Source organism: Stutzerimonas stutzeri (assembly GCF_019090095.1).
GTDB lineage: Bacteria > Pseudomonadota > Gammaproteobacteria > Pseudomonadales > Pseudomonadaceae > Stutzerimonas > Stutzerimonas stutzeri_AN.
The window spans coordinates 2138287-2161356 of sequence record NZ_JAGQFP010000002.1 but is presented as its reverse complement, the minus strand read 5'-3'; the positions used below and the strand labels follow the sequence as shown (position 1 = coordinate 2161356).

Annotated in this window: 23 protein-coding genes; 9 read left to right on the top strand and 14 right to left on the bottom strand. The window is 62.4% G+C overall.

Annotation, left to right across the window (positions count from 1 at the left end):
• Nucleotides 1–94: 94 nt before the first annotated feature.
• The 9 genes from KVO92_RS19760 to edd form a co-directional block, all read right to left on the bottom strand.
• Nucleotides 95–1318, bottom strand: coding sequence for a maltoporin (locus KVO92_RS19760; RefSeq protein WP_217477202.1), 1224 nt, complete (start codon nt 1316–1318; stop codon nt 95–97).
• Between the two features lie 433 nt (nt 1319–1751).
• A complete protein-coding gene (locus KVO92_RS19755) occupies nt 1752–2909 on the bottom strand; it encodes an ABC transporter ATP-binding protein (protein ID WP_217477201.1) in 1158 nt (385 codons plus the stop codon).
• A gap of 9 nt (nt 2910–2918) precedes the next feature.
• Entirely contained in the window at nt 2919–3764 is an 846-nt protein-coding gene (locus KVO92_RS19750) for a carbohydrate ABC transporter permease (protein WP_217477200.1), read from the bottom strand.
• Nucleotides 3757–4665, bottom strand: a complete 909-nt coding sequence (locus KVO92_RS19745) for a carbohydrate ABC transporter permease (protein ID WP_217477199.1) — start codon at nt 4663–4665, stop codon at nt 3757–3759. Before KVO92_RS19745 ends, KVO92_RS19750 begins: the two co-directional genes overlap by 8 nt.
• Nucleotides 4666–4827: 162 nt before the next feature.
• Entirely contained in the window at nt 4828–6078 is a 1251-nt protein-coding gene (locus KVO92_RS19740; protein ID WP_217477198.1) for an ABC transporter substrate-binding protein, read from the bottom strand.
• A 160-nt stretch (nt 6079–6238) separates the two neighbouring features.
• Complete coding sequence (locus KVO92_RS19735) at nt 6239–7696, bottom strand: ATP-binding protein (protein ID WP_254621485.1); 1458 nt, start codon at nt 7694–7696, stop codon at nt 6239–6241.
• The gene (locus KVO92_RS19730; protein WP_217477197.1) at nt 7683–8417 is read right to left on the bottom strand and encodes a response regulator; all 735 of its coding nucleotides are present in this window, start codon (nt 8415–8417) and stop codon (nt 7683–7685) included. Before KVO92_RS19730 ends, KVO92_RS19735 begins: the two co-directional genes overlap by 14 nt.
• 30 nt (nt 8418–8447) lie before the next feature.
• A complete protein-coding gene (locus KVO92_RS19725; RefSeq protein ID WP_217477196.1) occupies nt 8448–9419 on the bottom strand; it encodes a glucokinase in 972 nt (323 codons plus the stop codon).
• On the bottom strand, nt 9416–11245 hold the full coding sequence (gene edd / locus KVO92_RS19720; protein WP_217477195.1) for a phosphogluconate dehydratase: 1830 nt from the start codon (nt 11243–11245) through the stop codon (nt 9416–9418). Before edd ends, KVO92_RS19725 begins: the two co-directional genes overlap by 4 nt.
• Before the next feature lie 123 nt (nt 11246–11368).
• Between edd and gap the strand changes: the two genes are divergently transcribed.
• The 5 genes from gap to KVO92_RS19695 all read left to right on the top strand — a co-directional run bounded on the left by gap (nt 11369) and on the right by KVO92_RS19695 (nt 16299).
• Nucleotides 11369–12370, top strand: a complete 1002-nt coding sequence (gene gap, locus KVO92_RS19715) for a type I glyceraldehyde-3-phosphate dehydrogenase (RefSeq protein WP_217477194.1) — start codon at nt 11369–11371, stop codon at nt 12368–12370.
• A 36-nt stretch (nt 12371–12406) separates the two neighbouring features.
• On the top strand, nt 12407–12871 hold the full coding sequence (locus KVO92_RS19710; protein ID WP_217477193.1) for a methylglyoxal synthase: 465 nt from the start codon (nt 12407–12409) through the stop codon (nt 12869–12871).
• A 96-nt stretch (nt 12872–12967) separates the two neighbouring features.
• Nucleotides 12968–13996: an AraC family transcriptional regulator gene (locus KVO92_RS19705; RefSeq protein WP_217477192.1), complete on the top strand. Its 1029-nt coding sequence runs from the start codon at nt 12968–12970 to the stop codon at nt 13994–13996.
• A gap of 139 nt (nt 13997–14135) precedes the next feature.
• Nucleotides 14136–15164: a histone deacetylase family protein gene (locus KVO92_RS19700; RefSeq protein ID WP_217477191.1), complete on the top strand. Its 1029-nt coding sequence runs from the start codon at nt 14136–14138 to the stop codon at nt 15162–15164.
• 34 nt (nt 15165–15198) lie between these two features.
• On the top strand, nt 15199–16299 hold the full coding sequence (locus tag KVO92_RS19695; protein WP_217477190.1) for a polyamine ABC transporter substrate-binding protein: 1101 nt from the start codon (nt 15199–15201) through the stop codon (nt 16297–16299).
• A gap of 13 nt (nt 16300–16312) precedes the next feature.
• On the opposite strand, the gene scpB is transcribed toward KVO92_RS19695, so the two are convergent.
• From scpB to KVO92_RS19670, 5 genes are all read right to left on the bottom strand, one after another.
• Complete coding sequence (gene scpB / locus KVO92_RS19690) at nt 16313–17089, bottom strand: SMC-Scp complex subunit ScpB (protein WP_217477189.1); 777 nt, start codon at nt 17087–17089, stop codon at nt 16313–16315.
• A gap of 27 nt (nt 17090–17116) precedes the next feature.
• A complete protein-coding gene (locus KVO92_RS19685; RefSeq protein ID WP_254621484.1) occupies nt 17117–17935 on the bottom strand; it encodes a segregation and condensation protein A in 819 nt (272 codons plus the stop codon).
• Between the two features lie 57 nt (nt 17936–17992).
• Entirely contained in the window at nt 17993–19168 is a 1176-nt protein-coding gene (locus KVO92_RS19680) for a tryptophan--tRNA ligase (RefSeq protein WP_254621592.1), read from the bottom strand.
• 78 nt (nt 19169–19246) lie between these two features.
• A complete protein-coding gene (locus KVO92_RS19675; RefSeq protein WP_217477188.1) occupies nt 19247–19870 on the bottom strand; it encodes an L-threonylcarbamoyladenylate synthase in 624 nt (207 codons plus the stop codon).
• Nucleotides 19871–19883: 13 nt separating this feature from the next.
• A complete protein-coding gene (locus KVO92_RS19670) occupies nt 19884–20750 on the bottom strand; it encodes a PHP domain-containing protein (protein ID WP_217477187.1) in 867 nt (288 codons plus the stop codon).
• 178 nt (nt 20751–20928) lie between these two features.
• On the opposite strand from KVO92_RS19670, the gene ispZ reads away from it, so the two are divergent.
• The 4 genes from ispZ (at nt 20929) to KVO92_RS19650 (ending at nt 22966) form a co-directional block, all read left to right on the top strand.
• Nucleotides 20929–21510, top strand: coding sequence for a septation protein IspZ (gene ispZ / locus KVO92_RS19665; RefSeq protein WP_217477186.1), 582 nt, complete (start codon nt 20929–20931; stop codon nt 21508–21510).
• Nucleotides 21511–21518: 8 nt separating this feature from the next.
• Complete coding sequence (locus tag KVO92_RS19660) at nt 21519–21818, top strand: YciI family protein (RefSeq protein WP_217477185.1); 300 nt, start codon at nt 21519–21521, stop codon at nt 21816–21818.
• Between the two features lie 67 nt (nt 21819–21885).
• Entirely contained in the window at nt 21886–22269 is a 384-nt protein-coding gene (locus KVO92_RS19655) for a hypothetical protein (RefSeq protein ID WP_217477184.1), read from the top strand.
• Between the two features lie 19 nt (nt 22270–22288).
• Nucleotides 22289–22966 carry a response regulator transcription factor gene (locus KVO92_RS19650; RefSeq protein ID WP_217477183.1) on the top strand — a complete coding sequence of 226 codons (678 nt, stop codon included), beginning with the start codon at nt 22289–22291 and terminating at the stop codon, nt 22964–22966.
• Nucleotides 22967–23070: the final 104 nt, after the last annotated feature.

The window sequence follows — 23070 nt, the reverse complement described above, 5'->3', positions numbered from 1 at the left end:
TAAAAACCTCCGATTCCGTCTCGAACCTCTACGTCTGGCTAAGTAGAGGCCCGTTTCGGACGGAGGTTCTAATGAGACGGCTCTATCGCGCCGATCAGTCCCACCAGTACTCGACCTGAACGCCGAAGTTCGACCCGTGCCGGTCGCCACCGAAGGCCCCCGTGTCGGATAGCGCACTGCCAGCTGCCATCAGATTGGCCGCCTCCTGCGCCGCGTCGTTCCATTGCGCGTAGGTGTAGTACAGACGGATCTCTGGGCGCGCCCAGAACTCGGGACCTGCTGGCGACCAAGTAGGGGCCACGGTGAACTTCGTCAGTTTGCGCGTTCCTTCCGGCGCATCGATCTGGTCATGCCCCAGCTCGGCAACCAACTTGAATTGATTGGTCAAGGCATAGGACGGCCGAACCCCCACCGAAACCCAGTCCTGATCACCGCCATCCTGGCGCTTGTCCTTCTGATACACCGCCTGGAACTGCCCGCCAAAGCGCGGCGTGACCTGCCAATCGAAGTATTCGACCACTCGCCAGCTCTTGTCGCTGCTGTCCAGCGTCACGTCGCCGGTGTAGCCAAGGCCAGTCCCCGGCCCCTCGCCATACTGGAGCGCAACGGTGTTGCTGCCGCCCAGGAAGCCAACCTGCTTGTGCTGCGCGGTAACGGCCCAACCATTGTTGGCGTTGTCGCGATCCGGTGCGTCGATGTAGCTGACACCGAATTCCAGCTCCCCGCCAGGATTGCTATCGAAGCCACCGACATTGAAATCGTGGCGATTGATATAGTTTTTCTGGAAGACGTTGTCCTTGCGCGAAAACGCGTAGCTGTATTTCAGCCCGCCAATCTCCATGTCCTCGATACCGGCACCGGTTGCACTCTGGTTCCAGTAGTAGAAGTCGGAGATATGGATGTCATTTCGCTTGTAGAAGCGCCGCCCAGCCCACAGCGAACCACCATTGAGCGCCGGTACCTTGCTCCACTCGGCGTACGCCTGGACCATCCGCGCCCAACCGTGATCACCGGTGAACTTGGGTGTGTGATCGTACTGGTTGTACAGCGCCGCCATGCCCTCCAGGCTTACCACCGAACCATCGTCCAGCGTCAGCAGATCCTGCCGCAGGCCAAGCTCGGCGTATTGCTCGCACTCGTTACCGAGGCGGAACTTGGACGGGGCTCCCGGTAGCTGGAAGCAGGCTTGCGAAGCGCTAGCACTGGATTCACCGATCCCGCTGCGCACGTAGCCGTTGAAATCCAATGCGTGAGCCGTAAACGGCATAGCCAGGCTCGCCATCGAAATCGCCAAACCCAGGCGTGTAGTTTTATTCATATTCGCTCCAATTAGCTCTTATTGTTGTTACTGCCTTGGATCGAGCCGAACCGGCTCTCCTTACGATCCACAGCCAGCGTCCTGCCCGCCGCGGTTCGTCTCGTCGCCCCAGGGAAAGCCCGGGGCATAATTCCTGAATCTAGTGAAAGGGCAGCGCGAGTATCGTTCCGCAAAGCAGCTCAGGCAGTTGCCATGCCACTTTCCTGACCCTCAGACCATAAACCTAACACCTTGATAAAAAACGATATTCCGCTCTCTTGCCGACCTGCTGTAACCAACTTGTAAAGCAAATCGGCATGACAGCTGTAAAAGGCCTGTAAAAGGGGCTCGACACCGGTTGCCTGGCTGTGACTCAGAGATACCACCTCGAGCTCGCCGGCGCCGGTACGCAAATACCCCTCCCCTGAGCATTTTTCCCACTGCGGGCCACGGCTTACTGAGCAGCGAGCCGGGTGACGGTTCCGTTGCGTCCCGACGAACCGTTCGCAGGCAACAAGCCCAGGCGCTCCCCCGTCTGCGCATCGAACAGCAACACCTTGCCCGGCTCGAATTGCAGCATCAGTGTTTCACCGGGATTGGGCACCGCATCCGGCGCCATACGGCAACAGACCTTGGTCTGGTTGAGCGTGACGAACACCATGGTGTCCGGACCGGTTGGCTCGACGACCTGAACTTCGGCCTGCAGCGACGGCAGCTCGCCCGGCGCGCCGACACCGATCTGCTCCGGTCGGATACCCAGGATCACATCGCGCCCCTCCAGGGTTTCGCCCGGCGCGACATTGAGCGGTAGCTCACAGCGATCCTGACCGCTGTCCAGCAGCGCACACCAGCCGCTTCCCCGCTTGCTCAGGCGCAGCGGTATGAAGTTCATCGGTGGCGAGCCGATGAAACTTGCTACGAACAGGTTGGCCGGGTCGTTGTAGATATCCTTCGGCGTGCCGAACTGTTGGACGACGCCATCCTTCATCACCGCGACCTTGTCACCGAGCGTCATCGCCTCGATCTGGTCATGCGTGACATACACCGTGGTGGTCTTGAGCCGCTGGTGCATCAGCTTGATCTCGGTGCGCATCTCCACTCGCAGCTTGGCGTCGAGGTTCGACAACGGCTCGTCGAACAGATAGATCTTTGGCCGCCGCGCCAGTGCCCGTCCCATCGCCACACGCTGCTGCTGGCCGCCGGACAATTGCGACGGTTTGCGCCGGAGCAGGTGCTCGATCTGCAGCAGCTGCGCTACACGCGTCACTTCCTCCTGGATCTTCGCCGCTGGGACCTTGCGCATCTTCAAGCCGAACGCGATGTTTTCCTCCACGGTCATGGTTGGATACAGTGCGTAGGACTGAAACACCATCGCGATATCGCGATCCTTGGGACTGGCCCCGCTGATATCCGCACCATCGACCCTGATTTCGCCACCGGTGATGTCTTCCAGCCCGGCGATGCAGTTCATCAGGGTGGATTTGCCGCAACCGGACGGTCCGACAAGGATGAGGAACTCACCGTCCTCGATGCGCAGATCGATATCCTTGAGCGTGTCGTGGTTGCTTCCGGGATAGCTCTTGCGAACGTTGCAAAGTTCAAGTGCAGCCATGGTCGTCTCCTAACCCTTGACCGCGCCGGCCGTGAGGCCGCGCAGGAAATACTTGCCGGCGAGGATGTACACCACCAGCGTTGGCAGCCCGGCGATCATCGCCGCGGCCATATCGACGTTGTATTCCTTGACACCCGTGCTGGTGTTTACAAGGTTGTTCAGTGCCACCGTGATCGGCTGGGTATCGCCGCTGGCGAACACCACACCGAAGAGGAAGTCGTTCCAGATCTGGGTGAACTGCCAGATCAGGCAAACCATGATGGTCGGGATCGACATCGGCAGCAGGATCCGCCCAAAGATCGTGAAGAACCCCGCCCCATCGAGCCGCGCGGCCCGGATCAGTGCATCCGGCACGCTGACATAGAAGTTGCGAAAGAACAGGGTCGTGAAGGCCAGGCCATACACCAGATGCACCAGCACCAGCCCAGGCGTGGTATTCGCCAGGCCGAGCTGACCCAGGGTGAACGAGGCCGGCAGCAGGATCACCTGGAACGGCAGGAAGCACCCGAACAGCAGCAGCCCGAAGAACAGCTGCGAACCACGGAAGCGCCACATGGCCAACACATAGCCGTTGAGCGCACCGAGCAAGGTGGAAATGATCACGGCCGGTACGGTGATTTTCACCGAGTTCCAGAAATAGCCGCCCACGGCGTCCCATGCTTTCACCCAGCCGATCACCGTAATCACGTCGGGCCACGACAGCAGGTTGCCGGTGCGGATGTCTTCGGGCGTCTTCAAGCTGGTCAGCAGCATGACCACCAGGGGCACCAGATAAAGCGCGACGGCCGTCAGCAGGGTCGCGTAGATCGCGACGCGGCTGAACGTCAGGCGCTTGTGCGCGACGAGGCTAGTCATGGCGCTTGTTCCTCAATTCCGAATAGAGATAGGGCACGACGATCGCCATCACCGCGCCGAGCATGAGCACGGCGCTGGCCGCGCCGAGGCCCATCTGGCCACGCGTGAAGGTATGGGCATACATGAACATCGCCGGCAGGTCGGACGCATACCCCGGGCCACCCGCGGTCATGGCCGCCACCAGGTCGAATGCCTTGATCGCGATATGGGCGAGGATCATCAGGGCGCTGAAGAACACCGGCCGCAGGCTCGGCAGGATGATTCTCAGATAGATGCTCGGCAGGCTCGCCCCGTCGATCTGCGCCGCACGCACGATGGATTGATCGACACCCCGCAGACCGGCCAGGAATAGCGCCATGACGAAGCCCGAGGCCTGCCACACCGCCGCGATGACCAGGCAATAGACCACTCGATCAGGGTCGACCAGCCAGTCGAAACGGAAGCCCTCCCAGCCCCAGTCGCGAAGCATCTTGTCTATCCCGAGGCCCGGGTTGAGCAGCCATTTCCAAGCCGTGCCGGTGACGATCATCGACAGCGCCATCGGATAGAGATAGACGGTTCGGATGAAGCCTTCACGACGAATGCGCTGATCCAGCAACACCGCCAGCAGCACGCCGATGGCGAGACTGACGACGATGAACAACCCGCCGAAGACCAGCAGGTTCTTGCTGGCGACCCACCAGCGGTCGTTGTTCCAGAGACGCTCGTACTGCAGCAATCCCACCCACTTGTAGCTCGGCATGAAGCGCGAGCTGGTGAACGAAAGCAGGAAGGTCCAAAAGATGTAGCCGTAGAAGCCAACCAGAACGATCAGCATGCTCGGCGCCAAGACCAGCTTGGGCAACCAGTTCTGCAACGCGTCCAGCGGCGAGGCTTTGGTGAAGACGGCAGTTGAACTCATGCTCGGCTCCAGGGATAGAGATGATCCATGACGCAATTCCTATATTTCAGGCGCAGCGCACCCGCCACGACCGATCGACGAACGGGCCGCTGGGGCCGGTGCGTCGACACCGGCTCGTTTGCGATGAAATGGGGCCGTCGCGATCACGACGACCCGTATGGGCTACTGAACCGCCTGGATCGCCGCAGCCAGTTGCTGCGCCGCTTTCTTCGGGTCGGCGGAGGGGTCGTTGAAGAAATTGGTGACCACGTCGAAGACCGCCCCTTGGACATAGCTGGAGGCCGCCATGCCATGGGCCAGGCTCGGTACCAATCCCGGGCCTTGCGCCGAGGATTTGAAGTCTTCCATGGACTGTTGAGCGCAGGTATCGAACTCGCTCATGTCCTGGTCGAGGCGCACCGGAATCGAACCCTTGTTCTGGTTGAAGAACTGCTGGAACTCAGGCTCCAGAACGATTCGGGCGAGGTCCTGCTGCGCCTTGCGGTCCTCTTCGTTGCTGAGCTTGAACATGGCCAGCGAGTCGATGTTGTAGGTGAAGCTGCCCTGGGTGCCGGGAAATGGCAGGCATTGATAGTCATCACCTGCAATCTTGTTGGCCGCACTCCATTCGCTCTTGGCCCAGTCACCCATGATCTGCATGCCGGCCTTGCCGTTCATCACCATGGCGGTTGCACTGTTCCAATCGCGGCCTGCTGCGTTGTTGTCGATGTACCCGTGCAGTTTTTTCAGCGCCGCGAACGCCTCGACCATCTTGTCGCCGGTGAGTACCTCGCGGTCGAGCTCGACGAATGCCTTGCGGAAGTCTTCCGGCCCGAGGGACGCCAGTGCCAGGTCTTCGAAGACGGTGCCGTCTTGCCACGGCTGGCCGCCATGGGCGATCGGTATGTAACCGGCCGCCTTGAGCTTTTCGGCGGCGGCGAAGAATTCATCGAGGCTCTTCGGTGGCGTGGCACCGGCTTTTTCGAAGACGTCCGGGTTGATCCAGAGCCAGTTGACCCGGTGTACGTTCACCGGCACCGCGACGTAGTCGCCGTCGTACTTCATGGCCGCCGAGACCTGCTTGGGCAGCAATTCGTCCCACTTGGCCTTTTCGGCCACTTCGTTGAGATCGGTCAGCAGGCCCAGCTCGCCCCATTCCTGGATATCGGGGCCTTTGATCTGCGCTGCGGCCGGCGCGTTACCGGATACGGCGCGGGTCTTGAGCACGGTCATGGCCGCCTCGCCACCGCCGCCCGCAACGGCGAAGTCCTTCCAGGTATGACCCTGCTCTTCGACCAGCCGCCGCAAGGTGTCGGCGGCGCGCTTCTCGCCGCCGGAGGTCCACCAGTGCAGCACTTCAACTTCACCGGCGTGAGCGAACGGAACGAGGGAAACGAGGGAAACAGCTGCAACCAGACGATTAATCGTATTCATTGGTTTTCCTTTCTTGTTGTTATCGGTGCAAGTTCAGCTTGCGTGCCACCGATTCTAGGCGGGCCAGGCGAAGGCTCGGGTAACGAAGGGATAGTGAATGGTCACCGTTTCGTTACAAAGGGCGGGCTGCTGTAACGAAGCGACGGCAGAGACGGCGCCCTCACCCGGAATGACGTGGCAGGCTCAGGGTCACGCGCAGCCCCGCGTCCGGCAGGTTGCACAAACTGATCTCGCCGCCGTGGGCATGGGCGATATTGCGGGCGATCCCGAGGCCGAGACCATAACCGGACTGCTTCGTCGCCAACCGGAAGTTCGGCTCGAAAACCTGTTCCAGCCACGCCTGAGGAACGCCCGGTCCCTCGTCGTCGACGTGCAGGATGAACGTCTCGCCGTCATCGACGATATGCAGATGCGCCCGCTCGCCGTACTTCAGCGCATTGTCGAGCAAGTTACCGATGCAGCGCCGAAGCGCGAGCGGCTTGCCGGCGTATGGCCCCGCCGGCTTACCGTGGACGGTGACACGGCCGTTGCCGGTAGGCGCCAAGTAGGGTTCGGTGACGCAGTCGAGCAGGACATTCAGGTCCAGCGGCTCGATATTCTCGTGGATATCGGTGTCCTTGACGCACTGCAGCGCGCCCTTGACCAACAGTTCGAGCTCGTCAAGATCCCGGGTGAACTTGCTCTGCAGCACTTCGTCATCGAGCAGTTCCACGCGCAGGCGCAACCGCGTGATGGGTGTACGCAAGTCGTGCGAAATGGCGCTGAACAACTGGCTGCGCTCGGTCAGGTAGCGGCCGATGCGCTCACGCATGCTGTTGAACGCGCGGCTGACTTCCACCACCTCGCTGCCACCGGCCTCCGGCAGCAGCTCCACCTCGCTGCCCAGCGACATCTCGCGGGCCGCCTGAGCCAGGCGTTTGAGCGGTCGACTCTGCCAATGCACCAGGATGCCGATGAACAGCAAGAGGAAGCTGGTGGTGAAAAATATGAACCACAGCTGCTGGGTCGGAATGCTGTCATCTTCCAGGCTGACATACGGGGCCGGCATCAACGAGGCGAGGTACAGCCACTCGCCAGGGGCAATCTGGACCTGGGTGACCAACACGGGTGGGTTCAGCGGCTCCAGGCTCAACGCATAATGCGCCCAGGAGCGCGGTAGCTCATCGAGTTTCAGCCCGCCATTGAAGATGCGCAGGTCGTCGGGGCTGACGAAGCTGACGGACACGTCGGCGTCCCTGCCGAGACGCTCGCGCAGCACCTGGTCGACCGCCGCCAGCACCGCCTGTTTGCGCTCGGTAGCAGGCAGAATCCGCATCTCCAGCGGTTTGTCGTTCAACGAAACGAAAAAGCGCGTCCCGCCCATGCTGCGCAACTGGTCGAGTACCAACGGCCGATACCCGAGCGGCAGGGAACGAAAATAGCTGACGCTCGCCGCCATCGAGTGCGCCAGGCTGCGGGCGCTGGCCAGCAGCCCCTCCATCTGGCTCGCCCTCAATTGGGAGACCCAGATAAAACTCGACAGCGCTTGTGCCAGCAGCACGACCAGCAGGGTCAGGAACAGCATCCGACCGAGCAGCGAGCGCGGCACGGGCAGCCAGCGCGGCTTAGCCGAACGCATCGTGATGAGGCACGACCTGCGCAGCGAGCAAGTAGCCACTGCCGCGCACGGTACGAATCAGACGAGGGCATTTGCCGGTGTCGCGCAACCGCTGGCGCAGACGGCTGACCGCCATGTCGACGATGCGCTCGAGCGGCATGACCTCTCGGCCACGCGTGGCATTGGCGATGGTGTCGCGATCGAGAATCTGCTGCGGATGATCGAGAAACAGCTTCAACAGGGCAAAGTCGGCACCGGACAGCAACACCTCTTCGCCGTCCTGGTGAAACAGCCGGTGGCTGACCATATCCAGCCGCCACTCGTCGAACGCCAGAACGTCACTGGTACGCTCCTGGCTGAAACTGGCCCTGCGCAGCAATGCCTTGATTCGAGCCAGCAGCTCACGGGGGCTGAAAGGCTTTCCAAGGTAATCGTCGGCACCCAGTTCGAGGCCGATGACCCGATCGGCCTCGTCCGAGCTGGCCGTCAGCATGATGATCGGCATCTGGGCCAGACGCTGATGCCCGCGCACCCAACGACAGAGGCTGAAACCGTCTTCGTCGGGCAGCATCACGTCAAGAATCACCAGGTCGGCCGGATCGTTGGCCATCGCCTGACGAAACAAAGCGCCATCGGCCACGGTGCGTACCTGAAAACCGGACCGGCTAAGGTACGCCTCCAGTAGCTCGCGAATTTCCTGGTCATCATCGACCAGCAGAATCGATCGTCCAGCCTGGTTCACCTGGCTTCCTTTCTCTTGTTATTGAGCGGGTCAACGTCCGCCAGACGCGCCCTCCAGCAATTGCTGCAACGCCACGCCTGCACCTTCCAGCCCGGGATAATCCGCCGTCACGACCCAGACGGGAAGGCCATCAAAGTACCGGCTCATGCAACCCTTGTCGCGAAAACTTTGGCGGAAGCCGCTGCGCAGAAAAAACTCGACGAAGCGTGGCACGATACCGCCAGCAATATAGACCCCGCCTCGCGCGCCTGTGGTCAGCACATTGTCACCGGCGATGCGCCCCAACCAGACGCAGAACTGCTCCAGCACCGCAGCGGCGTAGCCATCGCCAGCCAACGCGGCGGCAGTCACCTCGGCCGGGGTGGTGAATCGTGGCGACTCGCCGTCGACAGCGCAACTGGTTCGATACAGCTCGAGCAGACCACCGCCGCTGAGAATCGCCTCGGCATTCACGTGCCCCAACTTGTCGTGCAGGCGAGCCCACAAGGCAGCCTCCCTGGCCGTGCCGATCGGCAGGCCGACATGCCCACCCTCTCCTGGCAGCGCATGCCAGGCGCCGCCATCGAGCGGCAGCAAGGTGGCGACACCAAGCCCAGTGCCAGGCCCGATCACCAAGCGAGCCCGGCCCACTTCTGACTGCCCGGGACAGACTTCGATCAGCTCGCCATCGCGCAGACGTGTCATCCCCAGCGCCATCGCAGTGAAGTCGTTGATCAACAGCAGATCGCTGAGCCCGAGGTCCTGGCAGAAGGCTTTGCGACTCAGGCGCCAGTGATTGTTGGTGAATACGAATTCGTCGCCGGAAACCGGGCCGGCACAGGCCAGGCAGACGGCCTGCAACGCCTCGACGCTCTGCCCGACGCCCTGCAGATAGGCACGGATGGCATCCTCAGGCCGCGGATAATCGATGGTCGGCAATACCCGTACCGATTCGATCTGCTGGTCACGCCACAATGCGAAACGTGCATTGGTACCGCCGATATCGCCTACCAGTGCCGTCACTTGAGCGCCTCCAGCTCCTCGGTGAACACACTTGCGCCTTTCTCAGCCGGACTGAAGGCCGCACGAAGAAAGCCGAACAGCTCGCGGCCACAGCCAATGCCCAGATCATTCGGCGCCATCACGCGCTCACGGCTGTCGAACTCGGCCTGGTCGACCAACACACGCAACTCACCCGTCTCGCCGTCGACGCGGATGATATCGCCGTCACGCACCCGGCACAGCGGCCCGCCATCGAGCGCCTCGGGACTGACGTGAATCGCCGCCGGCACCTTGCCCGACGCGCCCGACATGCGCCCATCGGTGACCAGTGCCACCTTGTAACCACGGTCCTGCAACACACCCAGGAAGGGCGTCAGTTTGTGCAGTTCCGGCATACCGTTGGCCTTCGGCCCCTGGAAACGCACCACCGCGACGAAGTCCCGTTCCAGCTCGCCGTCCTTGAATGCCTTGGCCAGTTCAGCCTGGTCGCCGAACACCCGTGCCGGCGCCTCGACCACACGATGCTCCGGAGCGACCGCCGAAATCTTGGTGACGCCTCGCCCCAGGTTGCCCTCCAGCACACGCAAGCCGCCTTCCGGCGAGAACGGCCGGTCGGCTGGGCGCAGGATCGCCTCATCCAGGCTGCCCTCGGGGCCTTCCCGCCAGACCAGCCGGCCTTCTTCGAAAAACGGCTCGCGGGTGTACTGCTTGAGGCCCTGCCCCATGACGGTATAGACATCCTCGTGCAACAGCCCGGCGTCGAGCAGCGTGCGCACCATGAACGGCACGCCACCACAGGCATGGAAGTGATTCACGTCCGCCTGACCGTTGGGATAGACCTTGGCCAGCGTCGGCGTCACCGCCGAGATGTCGGCCATGTCCTGCCAGGTCAGCTGGATGCCCGCCGCCTGGGCGAAGGCCGGAATGTGCAGGGTGTGGTTGGTCGAGCCACCAGTGGCATTCAGTGCGACCACCGAATTGATGATCGCCTTCTCGTCGACGATCTTGCACAGCGGCAGGTAGTTGCCCGACTGTGGCGTCAGCCGCGCGACCTGGCGCGCCGCCTCGCGGGTCAGCTCGTCACGCAACGGCGTGTAGGGATTGACGAAGGACGAGCCCGGCAGATGCAGGCCCATGATCTCCATCACCACCTGGTTGGTGTTCGCGGTGCCGTAGAAGGTGCAGGTGCCGGGGCTGTGATAGGACAGCATTTCGGACTCCAGCAGCTCTTCGCGGCTGGCCTTGCCTTCGGCATAACGCTGCCTGACTTCGGCTTTCTGCTTGTTCGGAATGCCCGACGGCATCGGCCCGCCCGGCACGAATACGGCCGGCAGATGGCCGAAGCGCAAAGCACCGATCATCAAGCCGGGGATGATCTTGTCGCAGATGCCCAAATACAGCGCCGCGTCGAACATGTTGTGCGACAACGCGATGGCGGTCGCCATGGCGATCACCTCGCGACTGGCCAGGCTCATCTCCATGCCCGCCTCACCCTGGGTCACCCCATCGCACATGGCCGGCACGCCGCCCGCGAACTGCCCGATCGAGCCGACGTCGCGAAGCGCCTGCTTGATGATCTCGGGGAAATGCTCGTACGGCTGGTGCGCCGACAACATGTCGTTGTACGCCGAGACGATGGCTACGTTGGCTTCGTTCATCAGACGCAGCTGCTGCTTGTCGCTGGTCGACGCGCAACCCGCCACGCCGTGCGCGAAGTTGGCGCATTGCAGTTTGCCGCGCTGGGGCCCGTCGCTCGCGGCGCCAGCCATCTGGGCGAGATAGCGCTGCCGCGACGGACGGCTGCGCTCGATCAAACGTTCGGTAACTTCTTGAATCCGCGGGTGCATGCCATCACTCCTGCTCGTGAATCTGTAGTTTTACCAACAAAACAACATGTATTTGGGCTTGATTTCTATTTTGACAGGAATAATCTTGTAATTCCTACAACAAATTCCATCCAGGGACCCATTATGACTATTCGCATCGCCATCAACGGCTTCGGCCGTATCGGACGCAACGTTCTGCGCGCCCTGTACAGTCAGAATTACCGCGAGCATCTCCAGGTCGTGGCGATCAACGATCTGGGCAGCTCGGCGATGAACGCCCACCTCTTGCAGTACGACAGCGTCCATGGTCATTTCGACGCAAAAATCGAGGTTGGTGACGACCGCCTGACGGTCAATGGCGACCCGATCGCGGTGACGGCGATCCGCAACCCGGCGGAGCTGCCCTGGCGCCAGCACCAGGTCGACGTGGTCTTCGAGTGTACCGGGCTCTTCACTTCGCGCGAGAAAGCCAGCGCACACCTGGAAGCCGGGGCCAGCAAGGTGATCATTTCCGCTCCTGCCTCGGGCGCCGATGCCACCATCGTCTACGGCGTCAACCATGACATTCTGCGCCAGTCTCACCAGATCATCTCCAACGCTTCCTGTACCACCAATTGCCTGGCGCCGGTCGCGCAGGTCCTGTCGCGCGAGTTCGGCATCGCCCACGGCCTGATGACCACCATCCATGCCTACACCAACGACCAGAACCTGTCTGATGTCTACCACAGCGACCCTTACCGGGCTCGCTCCGCCACGCAGTCGATGATTCCGACCAAGACCGGCGCCGCCGAAGCCGTCGGGCTGGTTCTGCCGGAGCTGGCGGGCAAGCTGACCGGCATGGCCGTCCGGGTACCGGTGATCAACGTCTCGCTGGTCGACCTGACCCTGGAGCTGAACCGCGAAACCACCGCTGAAGAGGTCAACGCGTTGATGCTCGAAGCCAGCCAGCGCTCTCCGATCCTGGCCTGCAACTCGCTGCCGCTGGTGTCCTGCGACTTCAACCACAACCCGATGTCGTCGATTTTCGATACCAACCACACTAAGGTTAGCGGACGCCTGCTCAAAGTGATGGCCTGGTATGACAACGAATGGGGATTCTCCAACCGCATGTTGGACACCTGCCGCGCCCTGCACGAAGCGCCATAACCCGGCTCGTCGCCTCCCCGCAGACCAAGGAAGACCATGAACCGCATCGATTTCGTCACCGCGACACTGCCGGCGCGCAAGCGCATCGCCCTGGTCGCTCACGATCACTGCAAAGAGCGCCTGCTGGAATGGGCCGATCGGCAAAAGGACAAGCTGCTGAACCACCAGCTGCTTGCCACCGGCACCACCGGGCTATTGCTCGAGCGACGGCTGGGGCTTGCAGTCGAATGCATGATCAGTGGTCCGCTGGGCGGCGATCAGCAGATCGGTGCGCGCATCGCCGAGCGTCGCATCGACATGCTGGTCTTCTTCTGGGATCCGTTCGAGCCACAACCGCATGACCCGGACGTGAAAGCGTTGTTGCGGGTCGCTGCGGTGTGGAACATTCCCCTGGCAGCCAATGAAAGCACCGCCGATTATCTGCTGACGAGCCCGCTGCTCAACGAAGCGCATGGGTATCGAATCCCGGACTACGCCGGTTATCTGACCCACCGCAGCTAACCGAACCCGGCAGGCATGGCGATACAGGCGATGCGTTGACGGCGTCTCGCGCGCTTGGGCTATTCTGAGCTCTGCCCAGGAGACGCCACCACCGCCATGCTGCAATCCCATGTGACTACCCTGCACTCGGTCGCGCTCGTGCTGGAGCTGATCGATGCCGAGACGGCTGATCAGCTGCTCGGCGGGAGTGGCATCACCCCTGAGGATCTCCAGCACCCGGACATGCGCATCACCCGTGCTCAGGAGCTTCGGGTGTTTGCCAATGCGCTGCCGCATTGCCGCGCTCTCGGCCTTGTCCTGGGGCGGCGCATGCACGTGTCGTCTTACGGCCCGCTCGGCTACGCGATGCTGTCCAGCGCGACGCTGGGCGATGCGCTACGGCTGGCACTGGACTACCCCGCCCTGCTCGGCACCTATTTCCATCTGGAGTTGCTGAACGAAGGCGATACCATCTGGCTCTCAGCCGGCGACTATCGCTACACGGCGGAGCTGGAGACCTTCAGCGTCGAGTTCTGCCTCGCCTCACTGAAACAGGTGTGCGACGACCTCCTCGGCCGTCCCTTGACGCTGACCGCGGCGACCTTTTGTCATCCGGTTCCGGCATACGAAGAGGCCTACCTCGGTAGCTTTTCCTGTGAGCGACGTTTTCTAGCGCGACGCAACGCATTCGGCTTCTCGGTTGCGGACATGGAGCTACCCCTTCCCCTGGCTGATCGGGTCACTACGCGGGACATGCGTGAGCTGTGTCAACGTCTGAATAACGAATTCATCAATCGCCAGGGGATCGTCGAGCGGTGCCGTGAAATGCTGGCCGGGCAGTTATGCGAACCTCCCGGGTTGTATGGCCTGGCGCGCCAGCTCCACTGCTCCTCACGCACCCTGAGACGTCACCTGCAGGAAGCCGGCACGGGCTATCAGCGGCTGCTCGACGAGCTGCGCTATGAGCGCGCACGCGCCCTGTTGGAAGAAGGCTCGCTGAGCATCAACGCCATCGCCGAAACGATGGGCTTCAGCGAGACCGCCAGCTTCCGTCACGCCTTCCAGCGCTGGAGCGGACTCGCGCCCAGCCGCTTCCGCGCCGAGCGCGGCACCCTGCCCCACACGCTGCGCACTCCCGCCATTTGACCCCAGCGGCTCGCCCGGCCATCGGGGCCCTCTCGCAGATATTGGCCACTTCGATCCCCTCTTGGCCGCTTCGATCGTTCTCAGCCGCCAATTGGGATACGAACAATGAGGACAGGAGCCGCCAGGAGAAAATAACAATATGCTCACGTTCTACAGCGACGACCATCGCCTGCATCACTTGCAGGGCGAAATGGTCGCAGGCGAACCGAAACCTTGCTTCGAAATGCCGGCCCGTGCCGACCACGTGCTGTCCCGGGTGCGCGAACGGGGGCTCGGCGAGGTGCGGCCCAGCGCCGACTTCGGACTGGCACCGGTGGCGCGCGTTCACACCACCGAATACCTCGATTTTCTCAAGACCGCCTGGGATCGCTGGGCCGCGGAAGGCAACAGCGCCGACCTGTCGCCCGGTGTGTTTCCGGCCCGGCATCTGCGCGCCAAACGCCCGGACGACCTCTACGGACAGCTCGGCTACCACAGCTTCGACGGCTTCGCGGGCATCACCGCAGGCACCTGGCAAGCCATCTATACCGCCGCCCAACTGGCACTGACCGGCCAGCAAGCGGTCGCCAATGGCGCGCACGGTGCGTTCGCGCTCTGCCGTCCACCGGGCCATCACGCCAGCGCGGATGTGATGGGCGGTTACTGCTACCTGAACAACGCCGCCATCGCTGCCCAGGCGTTCGTGGACCAGGGCGCCGCACGCGTGGCGATCCTCGACGTGGATTACCACCACGGCAACGGCACGCAATCGATTTTCTACGAGCGCAGCGATGTACTGGTCGCCAACATCCACGCCAGCCCATCGTTCGACTATCCACATTTCCTGGGCTATGCCGATGAGACCGGAGCGGGTGCCGGCGAGGGATTCAACCTCAACCTGCCGCTTGCCGCCGCCAGTGGCTGGGACGCCTGGGGTGCGGCCCTGGATACCGCTTGCCGTGCGATTGCCCGCTTCGCACCCGATGCGTTGGTGGTTTCGCTTGGGGTCGACACCTACAAGGACGACCCCATCTCGCGTTTCAGGCTCGACAGCCCTGACTACCTGCGCATCGGACAGGCCATCGCCGGGCTGGGTCGCCCGACGCTGTTCGTCATGGAAGGTGGCTACGCCGTCGCAGAAATTGGCATCAATGCCGTCAACGTGCTCGAAGGCTTCGAGCAGGGCTAACCCCCTCAACACGCATCCGCTGAAGGAGAGAATCATGAATCGCTATCGCCAATGGATCACGGCAGCCTGTTGCGGGGCCGCTCTGCTGGGCTCACAAGCCCAGGCCGCCGAACGCGAGTTGAAGGTTTACAACTGGTTCGACTACATCACGCCGCAAACCCTGGAAGCCTTCAAGCAAGACTCCGGCATCAAGCTGACCTACGATATTTTCGATACCAACGAAGCGCTGGAGGCCAAGCTCCTGGCCGGCAATTCAGGCTATGACCTGGTCGTTCCCTCCAACGTGTTCCTGGCCAAGCAGGTCGAGGCTGGGGTCTTCCAGACGCTCGACCGCAGCAAACTGCCGAACTGGGAACACCTGAACCCGAACCTGATGAAGCTGATCGAGGCCAACGATCCGGGCAACGCGCACAGCGTTCCGTACATGTACGGCACCGTGCTGATCGGCTTCAACGTCGAGAAGGTCAAGGCAGCGCTCGGCGAGGACGCGCCGGTGAACAGTTGGGATCTGCTGTTCAAGGAAGAGTACGTCAGCAAGCTGGCCGGCTGCGGTGTGGCCATGCTCGACTCACCGTCCGAAATCATGCCCATCGTCCTGGACTACCTGGGCCTGCCGCCCAATAGCCACGACCCGGACGATTACGACAAGGCCGAGGCGCTGTTGACCAAGGTCCGCCCCCATGTGCGTTACTTCCATAGCTCCAAGTACATGAGCGACATCGCCAATGGCGAGATCTGCGCAGCCATCGGCTACTCGGGCAGCTTCCATCAGGCGGCGAACAACGCCAGGCAGGCCAACAATGGGGTGACCGTGGACATGCGCCTGCCCAAGGAAGGCGCGCCGATCTGGTTCGACCTGATGGCGATTCCGAAGGACGCCAAGAATGTGGATGAAGCCCATGCGTTCATCAACTTCCTGCTCCAACCGCAGGTGATTGCCCCCATTTCGGATTTCGTCGGTTACCCCAACCCCAACAAGGACGCCACGCCCCTGGTCGAGGAATCGATTCGTAACAACCCGAACCTCTACCCGACCGATGAAGCGATGAACACGCTCTACACGCTCGAACCATTGCCGAGAAAGGCCGAGCGCGCCCGCACCCGAGCCTGGAGCAAGGTCAAGAACGGGGTGTAACGACGACGCCGAACTAACGTGACGAGGTATCGGACGATGCGGTGGCGTCCGGTGCCTCCGGGGGCTCGTCTGCCTGGTCGACGAGATCATCGAAGTCGACCTTGAGCCCTTGTTCCATGCCGTCCAGCTCGGCCAGCAGGCTCCGGAAACTGGTCTGTTCGCGCGGCACCTCGGTTTCCAGCTCGGCATCGGCACGAGCCTGCAACGCGGCCGGGACAGGCGCATCCTCGGCGTCGACCGGCAACGGCTCCGGCTCCATTTCCCGCAGCACGGCCAGAGGCGGTAGCTCGTCGAGACTTTTCAGGTTGAAGTGATCGAGAAACTGCCTGGTGGTGGCGAACATGGCCGGGCGGCCTGGTACGTCGCGATGACCGACGACCCTGATCCACTCGCGCTCGAGCAGCGTCTTGACGATCTGGCTGTTGACCGCGACGCCACGGATGTCCTCGATTTCGCCGCGGGTGATCGGCTGGCGGTAGGCAATCAGCACCAGCGTCTCCAGCAAGGCACGCGAGTAGCGCTGCGGGCGTTCCTCCCAGAGGCGTCCCACCCAGGGCGAAAAGCGCTCGCGCACCTGCAAACGGTAGCCGCTGGCGACCTGTTTGAGCTCGAAGGCGCGACCTTTGCACCCCTTTTCGAGCACCTCCAGCGCCTTTCGCAGCAGTGCTGGCGTCGGGCGCTCGGCCTCGTCGAACAGCTCGGCCATCCGCTCGATGGTCATCGGCTTGCCCGAAGCCAACAAAAGCGCCTCGAGCAGCGAGGCGAGGTCTTTAGGCTCGGAAAGATTCAACGCTGACTACCTCCACCATACCGACCATCACTCCACCCGAGCACGCACGTGAATAGGGCCAAAGGGTTCGTTCTGCACCAGCTCGACCAGCGATTCCTTGATCAGCTCCAGCACCGCCATGAACGTCACCACGACCCCGAGCCTGCCCTCTTCGACCGTGAACAGCGTGGCGAACGCGACGAAGGCACCACCCTTGAGCCGCTCCAGCACGTCGCTCATGCGCTCACGCGTCGACAAGGTTTCCCGCGTCACCTGGTGGCTCTCGAACATGTCGGCACGACGGAGCACCTCGGCCATGAAAATGAGCAACTCCTCGAGGCTCACCTCTGGCAGCAGCTTGCGTGCCCGCGCATCGGGCGCATCGATTCTGGGCACGTGCAGATCGCGACCGACCCGCGGCAATTGATCGAGATCTTCCGAGGCCGCCTTGAAGCGCTCGTACTCCTGCAACCGGCGTATCAATTCGGCACGGGGGTCGAGTTCTTCCTCTTCCACCTCGGCCGAACGCGGCAACAGCATGCGCGACTTGATCTCGGCCAGCATGGCGGCCATCACCAGGTATTCAGCGGCCAGCTCGAGCCGCACGGCCTTCATCAGCTCGACATAGCCCATGTACTGACGGGTTATCTCGGCGACGGGAATATCGAGGATGTCGATGTTCTGCTTGCGGATCAGGTACAGCAGCAAATCCAGCGGCCCTTCGAATGCCTCGAGAAACACCTCGAGCGCGTCCGGCGGGATGTAGAGATCCTGCGGCAGGTTGTTGAAGGCCTCGCCGTAGACCAGTGCCAGCCGCAGCTGCTCACCCGGCGGATCGATTACCGCCTCGGTCTGGGGTTGCTGCATGCTTTCTCCATGGAACGACAGGGGTTCAATTGACTACGCAAGACCGCGGGCCGAGCGCTAGCGGTAGTTCAGGCCCATGGCCTGCCGCACCACGACCAGGGTTTCGCGGGCTTCGTCACGCGCCTGCTCGGCACCTTCGGCCAGGATGCTACGCACCAGGTCCGGGTTCTGCTCATAGTCCGATGCGCGCTCCTGGAGAGGCGCCAGCTCGAGCTTGATCGCTTCTATCAGCGGCGCCTTGCATTCCAGACAACCGATGCCTGCACTGCGGCAGCCCTGTTCGGCCCACTGACAGACCTCATCGCCCGAGTGCGCCAGATGCATCTGCCAAGCCGGACAACGGGTCGGCTCACCGGAATCGTGACGATGGACGCGCGCCGGATCGGTCGGCATGCGCTTGATCTTGTCCTCGATTTCCGCCGGCGTATCGCGCAGGAAGATGGAATTGCTGGCGGATTTGGCCATCTTGCCGCCATCCAGGCCAGACACTTTGGGCGAGTCGCTTAGCAGAGCCTGTGGCTCGGGAAGCAACAGCCTGCCGCCACCCTCCAGGTAGCCGAACAAGCGCTCCTGATCGCCCAGAGTGATGGTCTGCTGATCCTTGAGCAGTGCTCGCGCAGTATTCAGCGCCTCGAGATCGCCCTGCTCCTGGTAGCTTTTGCGCAGGCTGGCATAAAGCTTGGAGCTTTTTCGACCGAGTTTGCGGATTGCCGCCTCGGCCTTCGCCTCGAAATCCTCTTCACTCCCGTAGAGGTGATTGAAGCGCCGTGCCACGTCGCGCGCGAACTCGATATGCGGCAACTGATCGGCGCCAACCGGCACCACGCCGGCGCGATAAGCCAGGATGTCGGCTGCCTGGAGCAACGGGTAGCCGAGAAACCCGTAGGTGCCGAGGTCCTTGTGCTGCGCGTCGAGTTGCATCTCCTTGTACGAAGGCACCCGCTCCAGCCAGGCCAAAGGGCAGACCATCGACAGCAGCAGGTGAAGCTCGGCGTGCTCGGGCACCTGGGACTGGATGAACAAGGTCGCCGAGCTGGGGCTGATGCCCGCCGCCAGCCAGTCGATCGCCATGTCCTGGACATTACGCGCGATGTCGCTGCCTGCCGCATGATCGGTCGTCAGCGCGTGCCAGTCGACAATGCAGAAGAAGCACTGGTATTCGTGCTGCAATCTGATCCAGTTCTTCAGTACGCCGTGATAGTGGCCCAGGTGAAGACGGCCGTTAGGCCGCATGCCGGAGACCACACGTCGCTGCGAATCCATGGAGCTCAAAAGGGTTTCCTTTGTTGGTTCTTGACAGGGCGAATCCGGTCAGCCGGTGAACGCCGCCGGATCACCGCAGCCCACCCGCACGATTTCCGGCTCGCCATCCACCAGGCTGATGACCGTGGACGCTTCGACGCCACCGTAACCGCCGTCAATGATCAGGTCTACCTGATGTTCGAGCGTCTGACGGATCTCGTAGGGGTCGCTCATGGGCTCGGACTCGCCCGGAAGAATCAGGCTCACGCTCATCAAGGGCTCGCCCAATTCGGCCAACAGCGCCTGCGCGATGGGTTGCGCCGGTACGCGCAGGCCGATGGTACGGCGTTTGGGGTGCAACAGCATGCGTGGGACTTCGCGGGTCGCGCTGAGAATGATGGTGTAAGGCCCCGGCAGGGTCGTCTTGAGCAGACGGAACGCAGCGGTGTCGACCTTGGCGAACAGCCCGAGCTGCGACAGGTCGCGGCAGACCAAGGTGAAGTTGTGCTTGTCATCCAGCTGGCGCAGGCGACGGATCCGCTCAATACCCGACTTGTTACCCATCGAGCAGCCGATCGCATAGGACGAGTCGGTGGGATAGACCACGACACCACCGTCGCGAATGATCTCCACGGCTTGCTTGATCAGCCTGGCTTGGGGATTGTCGGGATGTATCTGAAAGAACTGGCTCATGGAAACTCCCTGTTCAGCGGGCAACAGACTCGCATGGTTCATGATCGAAATGCCTCCATACAGGCTGCAAATCTTCTGGCAAGCTCCGGTACATCCCCAGCTCAGACCAGTCACCGGGCGCGTGGAAATCGCTTCCGACGCTGGCCATCAAGCCGAACTCGCGCGTCAGAATCGACAGACCGCCAACCTGCTCCAGCGGCTGCATACCATTGACCACTTCCAACGCGTGCCCACCCGCCTCGGCGAATTCGGTGACCAGGCGGCGCCGTTTGCTGCGCGTGAGGTCATATTGCCAAGGGTGCGCCAGGCTGATCCAGGCGCCGGCGCTGCGCAACGTCGTCACGGTTTGCTCGAGACTCGGCCAATGCTGCTTCACGTCGCCGAGCTTGCCCGAGCCAAGCCACTTGCGAAACGCTTCGGCACGGTCACGTACATGTCCGGCACGCACCAGGAATTCCGCGAAATGTGGCCGCGCCGGGGCGTTGCCACTATCGCCCAGCTCCTGCTGGATAGCGCGCGCGCCTTCCAGTGCGCCCGGCATCCCTTTCGCCGCCAGACGCTGGGCAATCAATTCGGCACGCAGCCAGCGGCCGTCGCGCAGTGCCTCGATGGCCGCCTGCAGAGGCGCCGCATCCGGACGGAAGGCATAGCCCAGGATATGCACGGTGGCGCCGCTCCAGACGCAGGACAGTTCGATGCCGTTGATCAGCCGGATACCCAACGAATCTGCCTTGGCACGAGCGGCATCGAGACCTTCCAGCGTGTCGTGGTCGGTCAACGCCAGCATCTCGATACCCCGCGCATGTGCCCGCTCGACCAGCGCTTCGGGCGCCAAGACGCCATCGGAAGCCGTGCTGTGGCAATGCAGATCAACAATCATTCCGACCTATTCTCCAGGAGGTTGGCGACTTACGGTTGTGACCCTCAGGGTCAGCACTCGTGCCGTCATTCACCTCGTCAAAGCTTGCGCCACGTCCCCGAATTCACCGGCGTATGGCATTCTGCCAAGAGCACGGTTTGTTATTATGCCGGCCACTCACCGCTTCTGGCTCTCTCTCGTGAAACAAATAATCGACTTCATCCCGCTGCTGCTGTTCTTCGTGACCTACAAACTCGAGCCAAGAACCTTCGAAGTGGCCGACCTGAGCGTCACTGTCGGAGGTGTCTTCAATGCCACCGCTGTGCTCATCGTCAGCTCGGTGATCGTCTATGCGGGACTGTTCATCCACCAGCGTCGCCTGGAAAAAAGCCAATGGCTGACCTTGGGCGCTTGCCTGCTGTTCGGCGGGCTGACGCTGGCCCTGCACAGCGAGACCATTCTCAAATGGAAGGCGCCGGTGCTGAACTGGATATTCGCGCTGGCGTTTTTCGGCAGCCATTTCATCGGCGATAAGCCGCTTGTCCAACGCATGATCGGCCATGCCGTGCAGTTGGAGCCCAAGCAATGGGCGCAACTGAACGTGGCGTGGATCCTGTTCTTTCTCGTCTGTGGTTTCGCCAACCTGTTCGTGGCCTTCGTCTACCCGTCCATCTGGGTCGACTTCAAGGTCTTCGGCAGCCTCGGCCTGACACTGCTTTTCATGGCGGGCCAGGCGGTTTACCTCGCCCGTCACGTGCGCCCTGCACCTGAACAATCCTAGGAGGCAACATGCTTTACGCCATCATCGCTACCGACGTACCCGGCTCGCTGCAGAACCGCCTGGCCGCCCGTCCGGCCCACCTGGCGCGTCTTGAGCAGCTGAAAACTGAAGGCCGCATGGTGCTGGCCGGCCCACATCCAGCGATCGACAGCAACGACCCAGGCGAAGCCGGCTTTAGCGGCAGCCTGGTGGTCGCGGAGTTCGACTCCCTGCAAGCCGCCGAAGCCTGGGCCGCGGCCGACCCATACAAAGCCGCCGGCGTCTACGGCGAGGTGGTGGTCAAACCCTTCAAGCGAGTGTTTCCCTGAATCAATCGCCAACGCTACAGCTATGGTCAGGCCGCCGCTCGGCGGCCGTGAGGAAAAAGGAGTTCCGATGCGCCAAGGTTCGCTGTTCCTGATGCTTGTCCTGAGTCTTGCTCTGGCATCCGCGCAAGCCAACGAAGAGTCGATCGCCCCACCCCTCGAACAACAGGACGAACTGAAGCAACCCCTGCTCGAAGAAGAGGCGCAACGCGACGCGCCGAGCGGCCGCCTCGAGACGGCGGTCACCGATGCCGAGCGGGCCCAGTTGTCGCATCTGCGCCAGGAGAACCATCGGCTGCGCATGCAGCTGCAACAGGGGCAACCGAAGGTCCAGCCGCCCCTGCTGAACGACCAGCAACAGTGGTTCGCCGTGGGCGGAGGCGTTGGCGTGCTTGGGTTTCTGCTCGGCGTGCTGACCACGCGGGGTCGCCGGCGTCGGCAATGGCTGAATTAAGACAAGTACGAGCGAGAGCATGAGCGAACTGCTACTGATCGACGACGATGAAGAACTTTGCGAGCTGCTGGTGAGCTGGCTGGCGCAGGAAGGATTCGTCGCCCACGCCTGCCATGACGGACGCAGCGCACGCGCCGCATTGGCCGAGCACCAACCGGCGGCGGTGGTGCTCGATGTAATGCTGCCCGATGGCAGTGGCCTCGAGTTGCTCAAGCAGCTACGCAGTGAACATCCCGACCTGCCCGTGTTGATGCTTTCAGGCCGCGGCGAGCCGCTGGATCGCATCCTTGGCCTGGAGCTGGGCGCCGATGACTATCTGGCCAAGCCATGCGATCCGCGCGAACTCACCGCCCGGCTGCGCGCGGTGCTACGACGCAGCCAACCGGCGAGCGCACCGACCCAGCTGGAACTGGGCGATCTGTGCTACAGCCCGGCGCGCGGTGTCGCCAGCGTCGGCGAGCACGAAGTGACCCTGACATTGTCCGAGGGACGCATCCTGGAAGCGTTGCTCAGCCAGCCCGGCGAACCGCTCGACAAGCAAGCCCTGGCGCAGCTGGCCCTGGGACGCAAGCTGACCCTGTACGACCGCAGCCTCGACATGCACGTCAGCAACCTGCGGCGCAAGCTCGGCCCGCATCCCGACGGCCGCCCTCGCATCGTCGCACTCCGCAGCCGCGGGTACCTCTACGCATCCTGAGCGCCTTTACCCAGCCTTTACCCTGCACTGACCGCGCTTGACCTTGCCCGCCATAGACTGTGCTCATCCGATCAACGCCAGAACCGTCAGGCCTTCTGGGATCG